At 71.5% G+C, this 16,679-nt stretch carries 14 protein-coding genes; 9 read left to right on the top strand and 5 right to left on the bottom strand.

Annotation, left to right across the window (positions count from 1 at the left end; all coding sequences use genetic code 11):
- Positions 1–8 precede the first annotated feature (8 nt).
- Positions 9–1,277: an MFS transporter gene (locus tag ACFXI4_RS02435; RefSeq protein ID WP_384987456.1), complete on the top strand. Its 1,269-nt coding sequence runs from the start codon at positions 9–11 to the stop codon at positions 1,275–1,277.
- Here ACFXI4_RS02435 and ACFXI4_RS02430 read toward each other — a convergent pair whose 3' ends face one another.
- Positions 1,278–1,511, bottom strand: a complete 234-nt coding sequence (locus ACFXI4_RS02430; RefSeq protein ID WP_362728149.1) for a hypothetical protein — start codon at positions 1,509–1,511, stop codon at positions 1,278–1,280.
- Between the two features lie 57 nt (positions 1,512–1,568).
- Between ACFXI4_RS02430 and map the strand changes: the two genes are divergently transcribed.
- The gene (gene map / locus ACFXI4_RS02425; RefSeq protein WP_384987454.1) at positions 1,569–2,426 is read left to right on the top strand and encodes a type I methionyl aminopeptidase; all 858 of its coding nucleotides are present in this window, start codon (positions 1,569–1,571) and stop codon (positions 2,424–2,426) included.
- Between the two features lie 172 nt (positions 2,427–2,598).
- On the top strand, positions 2,599–3,246 hold the full coding sequence (locus tag ACFXI4_RS02420; RefSeq protein WP_384987452.1) for a heme oxygenase (biliverdin-producing): 648 nt from the start codon (positions 2,599–2,601) through the stop codon (positions 3,244–3,246).
- A 3-nt stretch (positions 3,247–3,249) separates the two neighbouring features.
- Here the strand turns inward: ACFXI4_RS02420 and ACFXI4_RS02415 are convergent, their stop codons facing one another.
- Positions 3,250–4,050 carry a site-2 protease family protein gene (locus tag ACFXI4_RS02415; RefSeq protein WP_384987450.1) on the bottom strand — a complete coding sequence of 267 codons (801 nt, stop codon included), beginning with the start codon at positions 4,048–4,050 and terminating at the stop codon, positions 3,250–3,252.
- 60 nt (positions 4,051–4,110) lie between these two features.
- Between ACFXI4_RS02415 and ACFXI4_RS02410 the strand changes: the two genes are divergently transcribed.
- Together ACFXI4_RS02410 and ACFXI4_RS02405 are read left to right on the top strand one after the other, a co-directional pair.
- Positions 4,111–4,731, top strand: coding sequence for a Uma2 family endonuclease (locus tag ACFXI4_RS02410; protein WP_384987448.1), 621 nt, complete (start codon positions 4,111–4,113; stop codon positions 4,729–4,731).
- Between the two features lie 35 nt (positions 4,732–4,766).
- On the top strand, positions 4,767–8,033 hold the full coding sequence (locus ACFXI4_RS02405; RefSeq protein WP_384987446.1) for a BTAD domain-containing putative transcriptional regulator: 3,267 nt from the start codon (positions 4,767–4,769) through the stop codon (positions 8,031–8,033).
- 17 nt (positions 8,034–8,050) lie between these two features.
- On the opposite strand, the gene ACFXI4_RS02400 is transcribed toward ACFXI4_RS02405, so the two are convergent.
- The 3 genes from ACFXI4_RS02400 to panB form a co-directional block, all read right to left on the bottom strand.
- Positions 8,051–8,881, bottom strand: a complete 831-nt coding sequence (locus tag ACFXI4_RS02400; protein WP_362730990.1) for an ABC transporter permease — start codon at positions 8,879–8,881, stop codon at positions 8,051–8,053.
- Entirely contained in the window at positions 8,878–9,885 is a 1,008-nt protein-coding gene (locus ACFXI4_RS02395) for an ATP-binding cassette domain-containing protein (protein ID WP_384987444.1), read from the bottom strand. Before ACFXI4_RS02395 ends, ACFXI4_RS02400 begins: the two co-directional genes overlap by 4 nt.
- 423 nt (positions 9,886–10,308) lie before the next feature.
- Positions 10,309–11,184: a 3-methyl-2-oxobutanoate hydroxymethyltransferase gene (gene panB / locus ACFXI4_RS02390; RefSeq protein ID WP_384987442.1), complete on the bottom strand. Its 876-nt coding sequence runs from the start codon at positions 11,182–11,184 to the stop codon at positions 10,309–10,311.
- A 232-nt stretch (positions 11,185–11,416) separates the two neighbouring features.
- On the opposite strand from panB, the gene ACFXI4_RS02385 reads away from it, so the two are divergent.
- From ACFXI4_RS02385 to ACFXI4_RS02370, 4 genes are all read left to right on the top strand, one after another.
- Complete coding sequence (locus ACFXI4_RS02385; protein WP_384987440.1) at positions 11,417–13,015, top strand: MFS transporter; 1,599 nt, start codon at positions 11,417–11,419, stop codon at positions 13,013–13,015.
- A gap of 84 nt (positions 13,016–13,099) precedes the next feature.
- Positions 13,100–13,735 carry a TetR/AcrR family transcriptional regulator gene (locus tag ACFXI4_RS02380; protein ID WP_384987438.1) on the top strand — a complete coding sequence of 212 codons (636 nt, stop codon included), beginning with the start codon at positions 13,100–13,102 and terminating at the stop codon, positions 13,733–13,735.
- Positions 13,736–13,935: 200 nt separating this feature from the next.
- On the top strand, positions 13,936–14,985 hold the full coding sequence (locus tag ACFXI4_RS02375) for an endonuclease/exonuclease/phosphatase family protein (protein WP_384987436.1): 1,050 nt from the start codon (positions 13,936–13,938) through the stop codon (positions 14,983–14,985).
- Between the two features lie 157 nt (positions 14,986–15,142).
- Complete coding sequence (locus ACFXI4_RS02370; RefSeq protein WP_384987434.1) at positions 15,143–16,363, top strand: MFS transporter; 1,221 nt, start codon at positions 15,143–15,145, stop codon at positions 16,361–16,363.
- The last annotated feature ends 316 nt before the right edge of the window (positions 16,364–16,679 follow it).

Genomic DNA, 16,679 nt, shown 5'->3' with positions numbered 1-16,679 from the left:
GGCTCAGCGTGACCGTGCTTCCCGACCTCGCCCCCTGGCGGGCCTCCGTCGACTTCCGTCGGCTGTGGGCCTCCGGCCTGATCAGCAACTTCGGGACCTTCCTGACGTTCGTGGCGCTCCCGGTGCAGATCAAGGACCTCACCGGGAGCGCGACCGCCGTGGGGGCCATCGGCGCGGTGGAGCTGATCCCGCTCATCCTCTTCGGCCTCTACGGCGGGGCCCTCGCCGACGCCCTGGACAAACGGCTGCTCATCCTGTGGACCGAGGCCGGTCAGGGCCTGCTCAGCGCGGCCCTGCTGCTCAACGCCCTGCTGCCGCGCCCGGCCGTCTGGCCGCTGTACGCCGTCGCCGCGCTCTCGGCCGCACTGGGCTCGGTCCAGCGCCCCGCCCTCGACTCGCTGTGGCCGAGGATCGTCGCCCACGACGACCTCCCGGCCGCCGCCGCCCTCAACTCGTTCCGCTGGACGGTCGGCGGCGTCGCCGGGCCGGCCGTCGCCGGCCTGGTCGTGGCGTACGCGGGCCTCGGCTGGGCGTACGGCGCTGACCTCGTCACGTTCGCCGTCTCGGTCGTGCTGATCGTGCCGATCGCGGCGTCCCCCGCCGCCCACGAGGCCGTGAAGCCCTCGCTGGGCTCCATCGCGGAGGGCGCCCGCTACGCCTGGGGCCGCAAGGAACTCCTCGGTACCTACGCCGTGGACCTCGCGGCGATGTTCCTGGCGATGCCGCTCGCCGTGCTGCCGTTCCTGGCCGACGAGTTGGACGCGAAGTGGTCGCTCGGGCTGATGTACGCGGCCATCCCGGCCGGTTCCCTCCTCGTGAGCCTGGGCAGCGGCTGGACCGGGCGGGTGCGCAGGCACGGGCGGATGGTGGTGCTGTCGGCGGCGCTGTGGGGCCTGGCGATCGCCGCCGCCGGCGCCGTGCGCCACGTGTGGCTGGTCCTGTTCCTGCTGGCCGTGGCCGGCGGCTGCGACATGGTCAGCGGGATCTTCCGCGGCGCCATGTGGAACCAGACGATCCCCGACGAGCTGCGCGGCCGGCTCGCCGGGATCGAGCTGTTGTCGTACTCGGTCGGACCGACCCTCGGCCAGGTGCGCGCCGGTGGCATGGCCGGATGGCTGGGCGTCCGGGCGTCCGTCGGCGTGGGCGGCCTGCTGTGCACGGGCGCGGTCGGCCTGCTGGCCCTGTGCCTGCCCGCTTTGATGGCGTACGACGCCCGCACCAACGAGCACGCCGTGCGGCTGCGCGCCCAGCGCGCGGCCGCACCCACCCGGCTCTGATCAGCTCTCTTCGGAGGAGTCCCCGGCCGGGGCGTCGTGCCAGCGCGGATCGTTCTCCCACTGGAGGTTGCGCTCCCGTGCCATCTCCATCGCGTGCTCGGCCTCCCCACGGGTGGCGTAGGGGCCGAACCGGTCCTTGGCAGGGCACTCGGGGCCCTCCTCGACCTTCTTGTGCTCCAGGCAGTAGTACCACTCACCCGGCTTACCGACGGTCCGCTTCTTGAACAGGGCCATGAACGCTCCTTTCGCCATCCACATGTTCCCGCATGTCCGCTGGTTAGACTCGCTGGTATGTCTGGCCAGTCGCTGCTCGTACCAGGGGAGCTGTCTCCCACCCGTTCGGTACCCGGAAACATCCGCCGCCCCGAGTACGTCGGCAAACCCGCGCCGACCCCGTACACCGGGCCCGAGGTGCAGACCCCGGAGACCATCGAGGCGATGCGGACCGCCGGCCGTATCGCCGCGCAGGCGATGGCGGAGGCGGCGAAGATCATCGCGCCGGGGGTGACCACCGACGAGCTGGACAAGGTCGCGCACGCGTACATGTGCGACCACGGGGCCTACCCCTCCACGCTCGGCTACCGCGGCTTCCCCAAGTCGCTGTGCACCAGCCTCAACGAGGTCATCTGCCACGGCATTCCGGACTCGACGGTCCTCCAGGACGGTGACATCGTCAACCTGGACGTGACGGCGTACATCGGCGGGGTGCACGGCGACAACAACGCGACCTACCTGGTCGGGGACGTCGACGAGGAGAGCCGGCTGCTGGTCGAGCGGACCCGGGAGTCCCTCGACCGGGCGGTCAGGGCGGTCAAGCCCGGCCGGCAGATCAACATCATCGGCCGGGTCATCGAGTCGTACGCCAAGCGCTTCGGGTACGGCGTGGTGCGGGACTTCACCGGCCACGGCATCAACTCGTCGTTCCACTCCGGGCTGATCATCCCGCACTACGACAGCCCGCACGCGACGACCGTGATGCAGCCCGGGATGACGTTCACGATCGAGCCGATGCTGACGCTCGGGACGCACGAGTACGACATGTGGGACGACGGCTGGACGGTCGTCACCAAGGACCGCAGGCGGACCGCCCAGTTCGAGCACACCCTGGTGGTGACCGAGACCGGCGCGGAGATCCTCACCCTGCCCTAGCGACCTGATCCGAACGACAGGGCCCAGCCCCGACGTTCCGCCGGGCCCGTCCTCCGCGTCGGAGGGCGGGCCTTTTTCGGGTACGCTTTTACCGACATGGTGTCGGTAACTTTCCCGACAGGGCGTTGGCAAGGCGTTGACTTAGGTAAGGCTTACCTTAGAGGATATGCCCATGGACTCCTTCTCGGCACTCATCCGCACCGCGTCCCATGAGCAGCACGCGGTGGCGGAGACCTCGACGTTCATGAGTGACCTGCTGGGCGGGCGGCACGGCGTGGCGGCCTACGCGCGCTACACCGAGCAGCTGTGGTTCGTGTACGAGGCACTGGAGAGCGGGGCCGCGCGGCTGGCGTCCGACCCGGTGGCCGGGCCGTTCGTGCAGTCCGAGCTGTTCCGCCTGGCGGCGCTGGAGCGGGACCTCGCGCATCTGCGCGGGGCCGGCTGGCGGGCCGGGCTCACGGCGCTGCCGGCCACCGAGGAGTACGCGGCCCGGGTGCGGGAGTGCGCCGAGGCCTGGCCCGCCGGCTACATCGCCCACCACTACACGCGCTACCTCGGTGACCTCTCCGGCGGCCAGATCATCCGGGACCGGGCCGAGCGGACCTGGGGTTTCGAGAAGAAGGGTGACGGCGTCCGCTTCTACGTCTTCGAGCAGGTCGCCAACCCCGCCGCCTTCAAGCGCGGCTACCGCGGACTCCTCGACACGGTGAACGCCGACGACCTGGAGAAGCAGCGGATCATCACCGAGTGCAAGCGCGCGTTCACCCTGAACACGGACATGTTCCACGCGCTCGGCGAGGAGTTCCCGCTCTCGGCGTGAGGGTCAGCCGGCCACCGAGCAGTACTCGTTCGTCCCCTGCCAGAAGCGGTAGAGCTCCTGTCCGCAGTAGCGGTCGAAGTCGCCCACGCCCAGCCCCCGCAGCAGCGTGTCGATCACGTCGAAGAACGCGCTGTTGATGGACGGCACCCACAGCAGCGCGAAGACGAAGAGCAGGCCGAAGGGGGCGAACGGCTCCACCTGGCGCTTGATGCCGTACGACAGCCAGGGCTCGATCACGCCGTAGCCGTCCAGGCCCGGCACCGGCAGGAAGTTCAGGATCGCGGCCGTGACCTGGAGCAGGGCCAGGAAGGCGAGGGCGTAACGGAAGTCGCGCGGCACGCCGTCCAGGGAGTGCAGCCAGAACGGTGCGGTGCAGACGGCGGCGAAGACCACGTTGGTCAGCGGGCCGGCGGCCGAGATGAGGCTGTGCCGCCAGCGGCCGCGGATCCGGTTGCGCTCGATGAAGACCGCGCCGCCCGGCAGACCGATCCCGCCCATGATCACGAACAGCACGGGGAGCACGATGCTCAGCAGGGCGTGCGTGTACTTCAGCGGGTTCAGGGTCAGGTAGCCCTTCGCGCCCACAGTGATGTCACCGCTGTGCAGGGCGGTGCGCGCGTGCGCGTACTCGTGCAGGCACAGCGAGACGATCCAGGCCGCCGTCACGAACAGGAACACGGCGACCCCGGGCTGCTCGGCGAACCCGGACCAGGTGGCCCACCCGGTGACCGCGGTGACGGCCGCGATCCCGACGAAGACGGGAGAGATCCGCCGGTCGCTGTGGCGGGTGGTGGTGGCGGTCATGGTCCGGGACTCCTGGGGCGCGTCGGTGGTGGCGTGCGGGGTCGACCGTACAGGTGACGGATGAAGGACGTCAGCGGAGGGCTGTGGGTTCCTGGTAGTCGTTACGCTGATATCAAGTCGAACCAGGGGGTGCTCATGACGATCGCAGATGGATGGGTTGAACTGGTCCAGAACCGGATCGATGTCCCGCGCAGCGCGCGCCTCCGGCTGACGGAGAACGGTCTGACATTGGTACCGGTAACCCAGGCGCACACGACAACGGCACGGCGCATCCAGAACCAGATCGAGGCCGGGCTGCCAGGCTGGGCGGCGGTCGGCGAGTTCTCGTTGGTCCCGCCCCGAGAGGGATACAAGCCCGAACCCGATGCCGCGGCGCTGCCGCTGGACCAGGTTCACCCGGGTGAGAGCGAGATCAACGAGGCGTTGCTGCCTTTCGTCGTCGAAGTCGTTTCCCCGGAGAGCAAGAACCGGGACTACAACACGAAGCCGAGCCACTACGCACTGCGCGGCATTCCGGCGTACCTCATCGTCGACGTGCTCTCCGCGACCTGGACGCTCCTGACCCAGCCGGAAGGCGGCACCTATCAGTGCACGCAGTCCGGCCCCTTCGGCAAGCAGATCACCGTTCCCGTAGCCGACCAGACCCTCACCCTCGACTCCTCGCAGTTCATGCGCATCTGAAACCCGCCAGCGGGGTCCGGGCGTCCCCAGGGACAATGGACCCCGTGCGCTACGCGATTCTCGGCACCACCCAGGCCCTCCGCCCCGACGGCACGGCCGTCCCCGTGGGCGGGGCACGGCTGCGTGCCCTGCTGACCGTGCTGGCGTTGCGGCCCGGGCGCGCGGTGCCCGCCGGGCTGCTCGTCGACGAGGTGTGGGGCGAGGACCCGCCCGCGGACGCCGGCGGCGCACTGCAGGCGCTGGTGGGCCGGCTGCGCCGGGCGCTCGGCGCGGACGCGATCGAGTCCACCGGCGGCGGCTACCGGCTCGCGGCCGCCTCCGACGACATCGACCTGCACCGCTTCGAGCGGCTCACCGGCGAGGGCCTGCGCGCGCTCGCCGACGGCGACCCCGCCAAGGCGGCGACCGTCCTCGACGACGCCCTCGCCCTGTGGCACGGGCCGGCCCTGGCCGACCTGCCCGACCGTACCGCCGAGGCGGCCCGCGTCGACGTCCGGCGTCTGGACGCGCTGCGCGCCCGCCACACCGCGGCCCTCGGCCTCGGCCACGCCGAACAGGCCCTGCCCGAGCTGACCGCCCTGTGCGACGCCCACCCCCTGGACGAACCCCTCCAGACGCTGCGCCTGCGCGCCCTGCACGCCTGCGGCCGTACCGCCGAGGCGCTGGCCGCCTACGACGACGTACGGCATCTGCTCGCCGACCGGCTCGGTTCCGACCCCGGGGCAGAACTGCGGTCCCTGCACTCCGAGTTGCTCGATCCGGCGGCGGCACCCGAGGTGCCGTCCAGGCCCGGCAACCTGCGCGCCCGGCTCACCTCCTTCGTCGGACGCGAGAGGGACCTGGAGGTCATCCGGGGCGATCTCGCCGCCGCCCGGCTGGTCACCCTGCTCGGGCCCGGCGGGGCCGGCAAGACCCGGCTGTCCCAGGAGGCCGCCGAGTCCGTGCGGAACACCGTCCGGGACGGGGTGTGGCTGGCCGAACTGGCCCCCGTCGACGACCCGGCGGACGTCCCCGAGGCCGTGCTCAGCGCCCTCGGTGCCCGCGAGACCGTGCTCTACGGCGCCGGCGCCGAAGGCATGCGGGCCGCCGCCGACCGGCACGACGACCCGGTCGAGCGGCTCGTCGACCACTGCTCCCGGCGCCGGCTGCTGATCGTCCTCGACAACTGCGAGCACGTCGTCGACGCGGCGGCCGACCTCGCGGCCCGGCTCCTCGAACGCTGCCCGGACCTGACGATCCTCGCCACCAGCCGTGAACCCCTCGGTGTCCCGGGGGAGCTGCTGCGGCCGGTGGAGCCGCTGCCCGACCCGGTGGCGCTGCGGCTGCTCGCCGACCGGGGCGCCGCGGCCCGGCCGGGCTTCACGGTCGACGCCGACGAGGAGACGACGGCGGCCTGCGCCGAGATCTGCCGCCGCCTGGACGGACTGCCCCTCGCCATCGAACTGGCTGCCGCCCGGCTGCGGATGCTCACGCCCCGCCAGATCGCCGACCGGCTCGACGACCGTTTCCGTCTCCTCACCTCCGGCAGCCGTACCGTGCTGCCCCGCCAGCAGACCCTGCGCGCCGTGGTCGACTGGTCCTGGGACCTGCTCGACGCCGACGAACGCGGCGTCCTCGGCCGGCTCTCCGCGTTCGCGGGCGGCTGCGACCTGGCCGCCGCCGAGGCGGTCTGCGGCCCCGCCGCCCTCGACGCGCTCGCCTCCCTGGTCGACAAGTCCCTGGTCGTCGCCGCCCCTTCGGACGGGCAGGGGATGCGCTACCGGCTCCTGGAGACCGTCGCCGAGTACGCCGGCGCCCGCCTGGACGAGAGCGGTGACCGTCCGGCCGCCGAGCGCGCCCATCTGACGTACTACCGCGAACTCGCCCGCACCGTTGACCCGTTGCTGCGCGGCACCGGCCAGCGCGCCGCCGTGGCCCGGCTGGAGCTGGAGTACGAGAACCTGCGCACCGCCATCCGTCACGCCATCGCCGCCAAGGACGAGCACGAGGCGTTGTGCCTGGCCCACTCCCTGGTCTGGTACTGGCAGTTGCGTGACAAGCGGGTCGAGTCCCGCACCTGGTGCGCCGACATCATGGCCCTCGGTCCGGACCCCTTCGCCGAGCCGGTCCGCCGCGCGGAACCGGTCTGGCAGCGCGTGCACGACACCCCGCCGCCGTACGCCGGAGAGCTCCTCGTCGAGGCCCGGCGTGGTATCCATCTGGCTCACCTGGCCTGTATGGACACCGAGTTGGACGCCTGGCAGACCCCGGCCGCGCAGGCCAAGATGCGCGCCGTCGTCCAGGCCTACCAGCCCGGCCTGCCGCAGACCTGCCGGGCCCCCGGCATGTTCTGGTTCTTCGCCGTGATGCTGACCGGCGGCCTGGAGCAGCTGCGTACCATCGTCGACGCCGGAGTAGAGACCTGCCGTCGTACGCCCGGCTACGAGTGGGAACTCGCCGGCGCCCTCCAGCTGCGCGCCAACGTGTTCGCCAACTTCGCGACCTCGGCCGCTGCCGCCACCCGTGACGCGGACGAGGCCCTGGAGATCTTCCGGCGCCTCGGGGACGACTGGGGCACCGCCGAGGCGTTCTCGGCGCGCGCCGAGTCCCGCGAACGCATGGGGGAGTACCGGGAGGCCGCCGACGACTACGAGGCCGCCATCGAGCGCGCCGGACGGCTCGACGCCCGCACCCAGGTCGCGGTGCTCAACGCCCGCCTCGGCATGGCGCTGCTCGAACTGGGCGAGATCGAGCGTGGTGAAGGGCTGCTGCGCGAGGTCATCGCCGATCACGACAGCAGCCACAACGAGGCGATGCCCGCCGCCCGGCTCTTCCTCACCGTGTGGCTGCTGCTGACCGACCGGATCACCGAGGCCCGCGAGCAACTCCGGTTGCTGCGCGATCAGTTCAGGATCTCGCACTTCGTGGTCTTCGACGCCATGATCCTCGTCCAGGAGGCCTGGGTGGACGCCCTCGACGGCCGCCACCAGGAAGCCCTGGCCAAGCTGCGCGAGGCGATAGCGCACTCGACCGACCCACTGGCCCAGGCCGTCACCCCGCAGTCCGGCTCCTCCAGCCTGACCGTCGCCGCCTTCGCCCTGGCCGGCATGGACGACGGCGCCCGCGCCCAGGACGCCGCCCGCTGTCTGGGCGCCGCCGACGCCCTGCAGCCGGCCGGGCATGTCTCCTCCGGCATGGAACGCAGGCTGCACGCCCGCGCCGAAGCCCGGGTCCGCGCCGCACTCGGCGACGCCGCCGCCTACGAGGTCGCGTATGCCGAGGGCGGTGGCCTCTCCCTCGCGGAGGCCACCGCCCTGCTCTGATCCGGACTCCCGGACCTTCAGCTCTTGGTGCGGAACCTGTAGACCGCGTACGGGGCCGCCACCGCCGTGATCGCCACCGACCAGCCCAGCGTGATCCACAGGTCGTGGGCGACCGGGCCGCCGATCATCAGGCCGCGGGCCGCGTCGGCGAGCGTGGACAGCGGGTTGTAGTCGGTGAAGGCCTGCAGCCAGCCCGGCATCGACTTCGTCGGAGCGAAGATCGACGAGCCGAACTGCAGCGGGAACAGCACCAGGAACCCCATCGCCTGCACGGACTGCGCGCTCTTCAGGATCACGCCGAGGGTGAGGAACACCCACATGATCGAGGAGGCGAACACCGCGGACAGGCCCACGGCCGCGAACAGCCCGGCCCAGTGGGTGATGTGGAACCCGACCAGCACGGCGACGACCATCAGCACGGCGGTCGCGAACAGCATCCGCACCAGCTCGACGGAGATCTTCGCGAACAGCACCGAGCCGCGCCCGATCGGCAGCGACCGGAACCGGTCCATCACGCCGGAGTTGAAGTCCTGGCTGAAGCCGGTGCCGACGCCCTGCGAGAGCGTCATGCTCATCATCGCGATCATGCCCGGGATGACGTACTGGACGTAACCGTCCTGGCCGCCGCCGAGAGCCTGCCCGATCGAGCCGCCGAAGACGTACACGAACAGCAGCGTGAAGACGACCGGCATCAGCAGCGCGTCGAACATCGACTCGGGGTCCTGCCGGATCCACAGCAGGTTGCGGCGGATCAGGGCGCCGGTGTGCCGCAGGTGCCCGCGCAGCGGGATCCGGGCGTCGGCGGCGCCCGGGGTGGTGACGGCCGGGGTGGTGGTGACGGCGCTCATACGGCGACCTCCTCGCGGTCGTCGGCGGGCGTGGCGTCCTGCGGGGCACTGGCGCGGTGGCCGGTGAGGGACAGGAAGACCTCGTCCAGGCTGGGCAGTTCGGTGACGATGGAACTGATGGTGATACCGCGGGCGGTGACGGCGCCGACCACCGCGGTCAGCTGCTCGTCGCTGAGGATCGGCACCAGCAGGGTGCCCCGCTCGGCGTCCACGGTCGTGTTGGCGAGCCCGGTGATGCCCAGCTCGTCGATCATGGCGGCGAGCGGCCGTACCTGCAGCGGGTCGACCGGCTGCACGCGCAGCGTCCGCCCGCCGACCTTGGCCTTGAGCTCCTCCACCTTGCCGCCGGCGATGACCTTGCCGCGGTCCACGACGGTCAGTTCGGAGGCGAGCTGCTCGGCCTCCTCCATGTACTGGGTGGTCAGCAGGACGGTCACGCCCTCGCCGACCATCGCCTTGACCTCGTCCCACACCTCGTTGCGGGTGCGCGGGTCGAGACCGGTGGTCGGCTCGTCCAGGAACAGCACCTGGGGGTGTCCGATCATCGAGGCGGCCAGGTCCAGGCGCCGCCGCATGCCACCGGAGTAGGTGCTCGCCGGGCGCTTGGCGGCGTCCGTCAGCGAGAACCGCTCCAGCAGCTGGTCGGCCCGGGCCCGGGCGTCCTTGCGGGACAGGTCGAGCAGGCGCCCGATCATGTAGAGGTTCTCCCAGCCAGGCAGCTTCTCGTCGACCGAGGCGTACTGCCCGGTCAGTCCGATCACCCGGCGCAGCTGGCGGGGCTGGGAAAGGACGTCGTAGCCGGCGACGGTGGCCTGACCGGCGTCGGGCTTCAGCAGCGTGGACAGGATCCGGACGATGGTCGTCTTGCCGGCCCCGTTCGGCCCGAGGACACCCATCACGGTGCCCTCGCGGACGTCCAGATCAACTCCGTCGAGAGCCTTGGTGTCGCCGTAGTGCTTCACCAGCCCCCGTACGGTCACGGCGGTGTTGTCGATTCGCGTCATGGGAAGAACCGTGCCAGGCCCCACCGACAAACCACCGACAGGCCGCCGACACCGGCCGACAGCCGGCCGACACGGGTTCCTGGCGGGGGCGTGCCCGGCCACACCGCCCAGGCCGGCGGCGCCGGCCGACCGGACCTGCGACCGCGCGCCGGGTCCTGCCTGACGGGCTGCGTCCGGGCGACGCGCACCTGCCCGGTCGCCCGGATCACCCGCGTGGTGGGAACCCGCCGGCCTGGCAGGGGCACCGCCGTCGAGGCGGCCCGCGCCGTGGTCGACCGGCCGGCCCGGCCGCCGGGACCGTCCGATGCGGATCCACGCCGGCGAACCCCGGTCCGCGAGAGCGGCGCCGCCCCGGCGCGAACGGCAGCCGGCCCGCCGACGGGGGAAGATCGGCGGGCCGGCCTGGGTGTTGCCGCAGTGGCTCTAGTGGACGGAGTGCTCCTCCAGCGGGAACGTTCCGCCGATGACGTCCTCGGCGTAGGCCCGCGCCGCGTCGCCCATGACCGCGCGCAGGTCCGCGTACTTCTTCACGAACTTCGGCACCCGGCCGGAGGTCAGGCCCAGCATGTCCGTCCAGACCAGGACCTGTGCGTCGGTGTCGGGACCGGCGCCGATGCCGACGGTCGGGATGTGCAGCACCCGGGTCACCTCGGCCGCCAGCTCCGCGGGGACCAGTTCGAGCACGACCGCGAACGCGCCCGCGTCCTGGACCGACTTGGCGTCGCGCAGCAGCTGCTGGGCCGCCTCCTCGCCACGGCCCTGCACGCGGTAGCCCATCGCGTTGACCGACTGCGGGGTCAGGCCGATGTGCGCCATCACCGGGATGCCGGACTCGACGAGCAGCCGGATCTGTTCGTGCGAGCGCTCGCCGCCCTCCAGCTTGACCGCGCCGACCCCGGCCTCCTTCACCATCCGGGTCGCGGAGCGCAGCGCCTGCACCGCGCCCTCCTGGTAGGACCCGAAGGGAAGGTCGCCGACGATGAGGGCGCGCCGGGTGCCGCGGACCACGGCCGCCGACAGCATCGTCATCTCGTCCAGGGTGACCGGCACCGTGGACTCGTAGCCGAGGTGGCAGTTGCCCGCCGAGTCGCCGACCAGGAGCACCGGGATCCCGGACTCGTCGAAGACGGACGCGGTCATCGCGTCGTAGGCGGTGAGCATGGGCCACTTCTCGCCGCGTTCCTTGGAGAGGGCGATGTCGCGGACCGTGATGCGGCGGGTGCCCTTACCCCCGTACAGCGTCCTGCTGCCGTCGGAGGGACTGTTCTGCGCGGGCTGGGCAGCCGAGAGCTGCGTCATGGCAACGGCTCCTTCAACTCATCTCGAGGCACCCTCACGGTGTCCCCGGACCGCTTCCATGGTGGCACTTCGTGCCGTCCTCGGCCAGGGGACCTCCATGTGATCCATCGGTCATCGGCCGTCGGCCCGCGGCGGGCTCGACGGGTCCCGTCATGACGCGTTGTGTAAGGCCTGGGCAAAGGAATTCAGATACGAGACGGTGCCGTATTGAAATGGGCCTAGGCTCGTCGGCATGACAACTCCTGCCGACCGCGCTCCAGCCGGCCCCCGCATACCCGAGGAGGTGCACCGGCGCCGCTGGGCGATCCTCGGCGCGCTGATGTTGAGCCTGCTGATCGTGGTGCTCGACAACTCGATCCTGAACGTCGCCATCAAGACCATCTCCACCCCCGCCCCGACCGGTCTGGGCGCCACCCAGAGCCAGCTGGAGTGGGCCATCAACGCCTACACCCTGGTCTTCGCGGGTCTGCTGTTCACCGCCGGCCTCATCGGCGACCGGCTCGGCCGCAAGAAGGTGCTGATCGGCGGCCTCGTCGTGTTCGGCGTCGGCTCCGCCCTGGCCGCCGAGTCCGGCTCGCCGGGCCAGCTGATCGCCTACCGTGCGCTGATGGCCCTCGGTGCCGCCTTCGTGATGCCCGCCACCCTCGCCGTCCTGATGAACGTCTTCGAACGCCAGGAACAGCCCAAGGCCATCGGCATCTGGGCCGGCGGTGTCGGCCTCGCCATCGCGATCGGCCCGATCACCGGCGGTGTGCTGCTCGACCACTTCTGGTGGGGCTCGGTCTTCCTCGTCAACGTGCCGATCGTGATCCTCGCGCTCGTGCTGATGGTGTGGCTGGTGCCCGACTCGCGCGACCCGCGTCCGGGCCGCCTCGACCCCGTCGGTGTCGTGCTCTCCGTCGTCGGCCTGGTCCTGCTGGTCTACGGCATCATCAAGGGCGGCGAACTGGCCGACTTCACCGACGCCAAGGTGCTCGCGACCGTCATCGCCGGTGTCGTGGTGCTCGCCGGTTTCGTGATCTACGAGATGCGCAGCGACCACCCGTCCCTGGACGTCACCTACTTCAAGAACAAGGTCTTCTCCTCCGCCATGGCCGCCATCGCGCTGGTCTTCTTCGCGCTGATGGGCGTGACCTTCTTCTCGGTCTTCTACACCCAGAGCGTGCGCGGCTACTCGCCGCTGCAGTCCGGTCTGCTGCTGCTCCCCCTGGCCGCCGCCCAGCTGATCTTCGCGCCGCGGGCCCGGCTGGTCGTGGACCGGATCGGCAACAAGGCCACCACCACCGCGGGCCTGGTGCTGATCGCGGCGATGCTGGGCATGTTCGCGACGTTCGAGACCGACACCCCGATCTGGCTCCTGGAGGTCGTCTTCTTCCTGATGGGCACCGGCATGGCGCACATCATGACGCCCACCTCGGTCGTCATCATGCAGGCCCTGCCCCGGGAGAAGGCCGGTTCCGCCTCCGCGCTCAGCAACACCTTCCGCCAGGTCGGCGGCGCCCTCGGGATCGCCGTCCTCGGCTCGGTCCTGTCGACGTCGTACCGCAACGGCATCGAGGGCGAGCTCGGCGCGCTGCCGCCGGGGCTGCGCGGGACCGCCGGCGAGTCCATCGAGGCCACGCTGGGTGTCGCCCAGAAGCTCGGGGCGCAGGGCAAGGACCTGGTCACGCCCGCCAACGACGCCTTCCTGCACGCCATGCACATGACCGCACTGTGCGGTGTGGGCGTCGCGCTGATCGGTGCCGTGGTCACGGCCCTCTTCCTGCCGGGCAGGCCGCCGGCCGGTCAGCAGGGCGACCGGGAGCAGGAGTTGGTCGCCGCCGCGGAGTGAGCGGACACACGGTAGGGGGCGGATCCACGGGGGGAGGCTGGGGCTGCGGGAGAATTCCCGCAGCCAGTGAGAGGACGGTATGACGTGAGGCTTGCCGACAGCCGGCCGCGGTCCGTGGGTCCCGCCCGGGGGCGTCCCCGCAGCGAGGCGGTGGAGAACGCCATCCTGGAAGGGGTGATGAAGCTCCTGGAGGACGGCGTTCCGCTTGCCGAGCTGTCCATCGAGCGGATCGCCCGGACCGCCGGCGTCGGCAAGGCCACCATCTACCGCCGCTGGAACGGCAAGGAGGAGCTCTTCGTCGACGTCATCCGGGCCGCCGAGCCCGCCGACCCCGAACTCCCCGGCACCTCCATGCGCGACGACCTCGTCGTCCTGCTCGAATCGCTGCGACGGCGCGGACTGATGAACCGTTCGTCGGCGATCCTGCACAACGTGTACGCCCAGATGAAGAGCAGCCCCCGCATCTGGAACGCCTATCACGCCAACGTCGTCAACCCGCGGCGCGAACTCGGCAAGGAAGTGCTGCGCCGCGGTCAGTGCAACGGCGAACTCCGCGCCGACATCGACGTCGACCTGGCCAACGACATGTTCACCGGCCCGATGCTGCTCCGGGCCATCCTGCGCCCGGACACGGACCTCCCCGAGGGCCTGGCCGAGGAGATCGTCGACTCCGTACTGGCCGGCCTACGGCCCGTCAGCTCCCCGGACCCGCAGCCGTAGCGACTGCCGCCGTCATCGGCGGAATGTGCACGTTTCGTCACAGTGCACCCGAACCGGCCGGTAACCGGAACCTCTTCGGCCGGTGTCTTCGTCCTCGTCTTCCGTACGGCCGTCATGTGACGGCGGGATCGAGCCGATCATCCCCTAGGGTCGTATCCCGGGGGGACGACGGTGTGCACGGCAGGTTGTGAGGCAGGCGTATGGCGCAGCAGGCGTACATGACGGAGACGGACAACGGCGGCTCGGGGCCCGAGCGTCGGGGAGACCGGTTCCGGCGCCTGGTGAACCGCCTCCTCGCGGGCTGGCGCGACGATCCACGCATCTGGCGCCGGGGAGTCGTCCTCGCCGTCGTCGCGCTGCTGCTGGCCGGCGTGATGCTGATGCACTCCCGCATCCCCAACGCCATCGGCAACCTCGGCAGCCTCACGGAGACGTTCCTGCCCTGGCTGGGCCTGCTGATCCCGGTGCTGGTGCTGCTCGGCTTCCTGCGCAGGTCGGCGACCGCGCTCATCGCCGTGCTCCTCCCGCTGATCGTCTGGCTGAACATGTTCGGCGGGCTGCTCACCGACAAGTCCGGCACCGGCGGCGACTTCACGGTCGCCACGCACAACGTGAACGCGGAGAACCCCGACCCGGTGGGCACCGCCGGTCAACTCGCCGCGTCCGGCGCCGATGTGGTGGCCCTGGAGGAACTGACGGCGTCGGCCGTGCCGGCGTACGAGAAGGCGCTGGCGCCGACGTACAAGTACCACGCGGTCGAGGGCACCGTGGGTCTGTGGAGCAAGTACCCGCTGACCGGGGTGAAGGCCGTCGACATCAAGCTCGGCTGGACGCGCGCGATGCGGGCCACGGCCGCCACGCCGGAGGGTTCCCTCGCGGTCTACGTCGCTCATCTCCCCTCGGTGCGGGTGAAGATGAACGCCGGGTTCACCGCCCGGCAGCGGGACAAGAGCGCGGACGCGCTGGGCGAGGCCATCGCCGACGAGAGCCTGCCGCGGGTGATCCTCCTGGGCGACCTCAACGGCACGATGAACGATCGTTCCCTCAACGGCGTCACCTCGCAGATGCGCTCCACGCAGGGCGCGGCGGGCAGCGGGTTCGGGTTCAGCTGGCCGGCCGCGTTCCCGATGGCGCGCATCGACCAGATCATGGTGAAGGGCGTGGAGCCGGAGAGTTCCTGGACGCTGCCGAGGACGGGCAGCGACCACCTGCCCATCGCCGCCCGTGTGAACCTGACCACATCGGACTAGTCAACGCTGCTGGTCAGACCGCCGCCGCGCACTTTGTAAGGACAATCGGACACCGCACGGTAACCCGCCGGAATACTTTGCCTGGGATGCTTTGTTCCGTAGCTGAACTTAAAACACGTCCGCACGGAACCCGCTCCCCGAAAGGCGAAGCCCTCCCATGCCCCTGGCCCTGCTCGCGCTGGCCGTCGGCGCCTTCGGTCTCGGCACCACCGAGTTCGTGATGATGGGCCTGCTGCCCGACGTCGCCGACGACCTGCACATCTCGATCCCTGCCGCCGGGCACCTGGTCTCGGCGTACGCGCTGGGCGTGGTCATCGGCGCCCCGCTCCTGGCCGCGCTGACCGCGCGCATGCCCCGCCGCACCGTGCTGATCTCCCTGATGGCCCTGTTCGTGGCCGGCAACGCGCTGTCGGCCCTGGCCCCCACCTACGACTGGCTGCTGGCCGCCCGCTTCCTCAGCGGCCTGCCGCACGGCGCCTTCTTCGGCGTCGGCGCGGTCGTCGCGACGAACCTGGTGGCACCGGAACGCAAGGCCCGCTCGGTCTCCCTGATGTTCATGGGCCTGACCGTCGCCAACGTCGCGGGCGTCCCCGTCGCCACCCTCATGGGCCAGCACCTGGGCTGGCGGGCCACCTTCCTGGGCGTGAGCCTGATCGGCGTCGCCGCGATGGCCGCGGTCGCGCTGCTGATCCGCCGGACCGACACCCCGGCCCCGGTCTCCGGCCTGCGCGGCGAAGTGACCGCCCTGCGCTCCCTGCCGGTCTGGCTGGCCCTCGCCACCACCGTCGTCGGCTTCGGCGCCCTCTTCTCCGCGTACAGCTACATCACGCCGATGCTGACGGACTCGGCCGGGTACGCCGACTCCGACGTCACCCTGCTGCTGGCCCTCTTCGGCGTCGGCGCCACCGCGGGCAACCTGATCGGCGGCCGGCTCGCCGACCACGCGATGCGCGGCACCCTCTTCGGCGGCCTGGCCTCCATGGTCGTGGTGCTGCTCCTCTTCCCCGCCCTGATGCACGCGCAGTGGAGCGCGGCCCTCGCGGTGACCCTGCTCGGCGTGGCCGCCTTCGTCACCGGCTCCCCGCTCCAGTTGATGGTCATGGAACGCGCGGCGGCCGGCCCCTCCCTCGCCTCCTCCGCCAACCAGGCGGCCTTCAACCTCGCGAACGCGGGCGGCGCCTGGATCGGCGGCGTGGCCCTGGCCGCGGGCTTCGGCGTCACCTCCCCGGCGGTGGCGGGCGCGGCGCTCGCGGTCCTGGGCCTCGGCGTGGCGAGCGTGGCCTTCGCGGTGGACCGGCGCCGGGACATCCCGTCACCGGGCCGCGAACGGCTGATCGCGTCCCACGTACCGGACCCGGCGGAGCCGGTCCACTCCTGACCGCCGGCGGAGCCGGGCGCACACGTCCCGGTGACCGCCGTCCGGAGGCGACGGCGGACACGGGCCGTGCGCCGCGCCGTCGGCCGACGCCCGCCGCGGGCGTCTCCCTCGGGTCCGGAGGAGGCGGCGCGTGTCTTTCCTGGGTCCGGAGGACGCGGCGGGCGCTTCCCTCGGGTGTCCGGACGACGCGCAGGGGGGGGGGGGGGGGGGGGGATACAGAACCCCCCCCCCCCCCCCCCCCGAAGGGGCGGGGGGGGGGGGGAGGGGTAGCGGGGGGCCCGCCCCGGGAAGAACAAAAGGATGCGGGGGGGGATTA

The organism is Streptomyces sp. NPDC059224 (assembly GCF_042754285.1).
GTDB lineage: Bacteria > Actinomycetota > Actinomycetes > Streptomycetales > Streptomycetaceae > Streptomyces.
The sequence above is the reverse complement of the archived record's forward strand: the minus strand, read 5'-3'. Positions and strand labels throughout refer to the sequence as shown.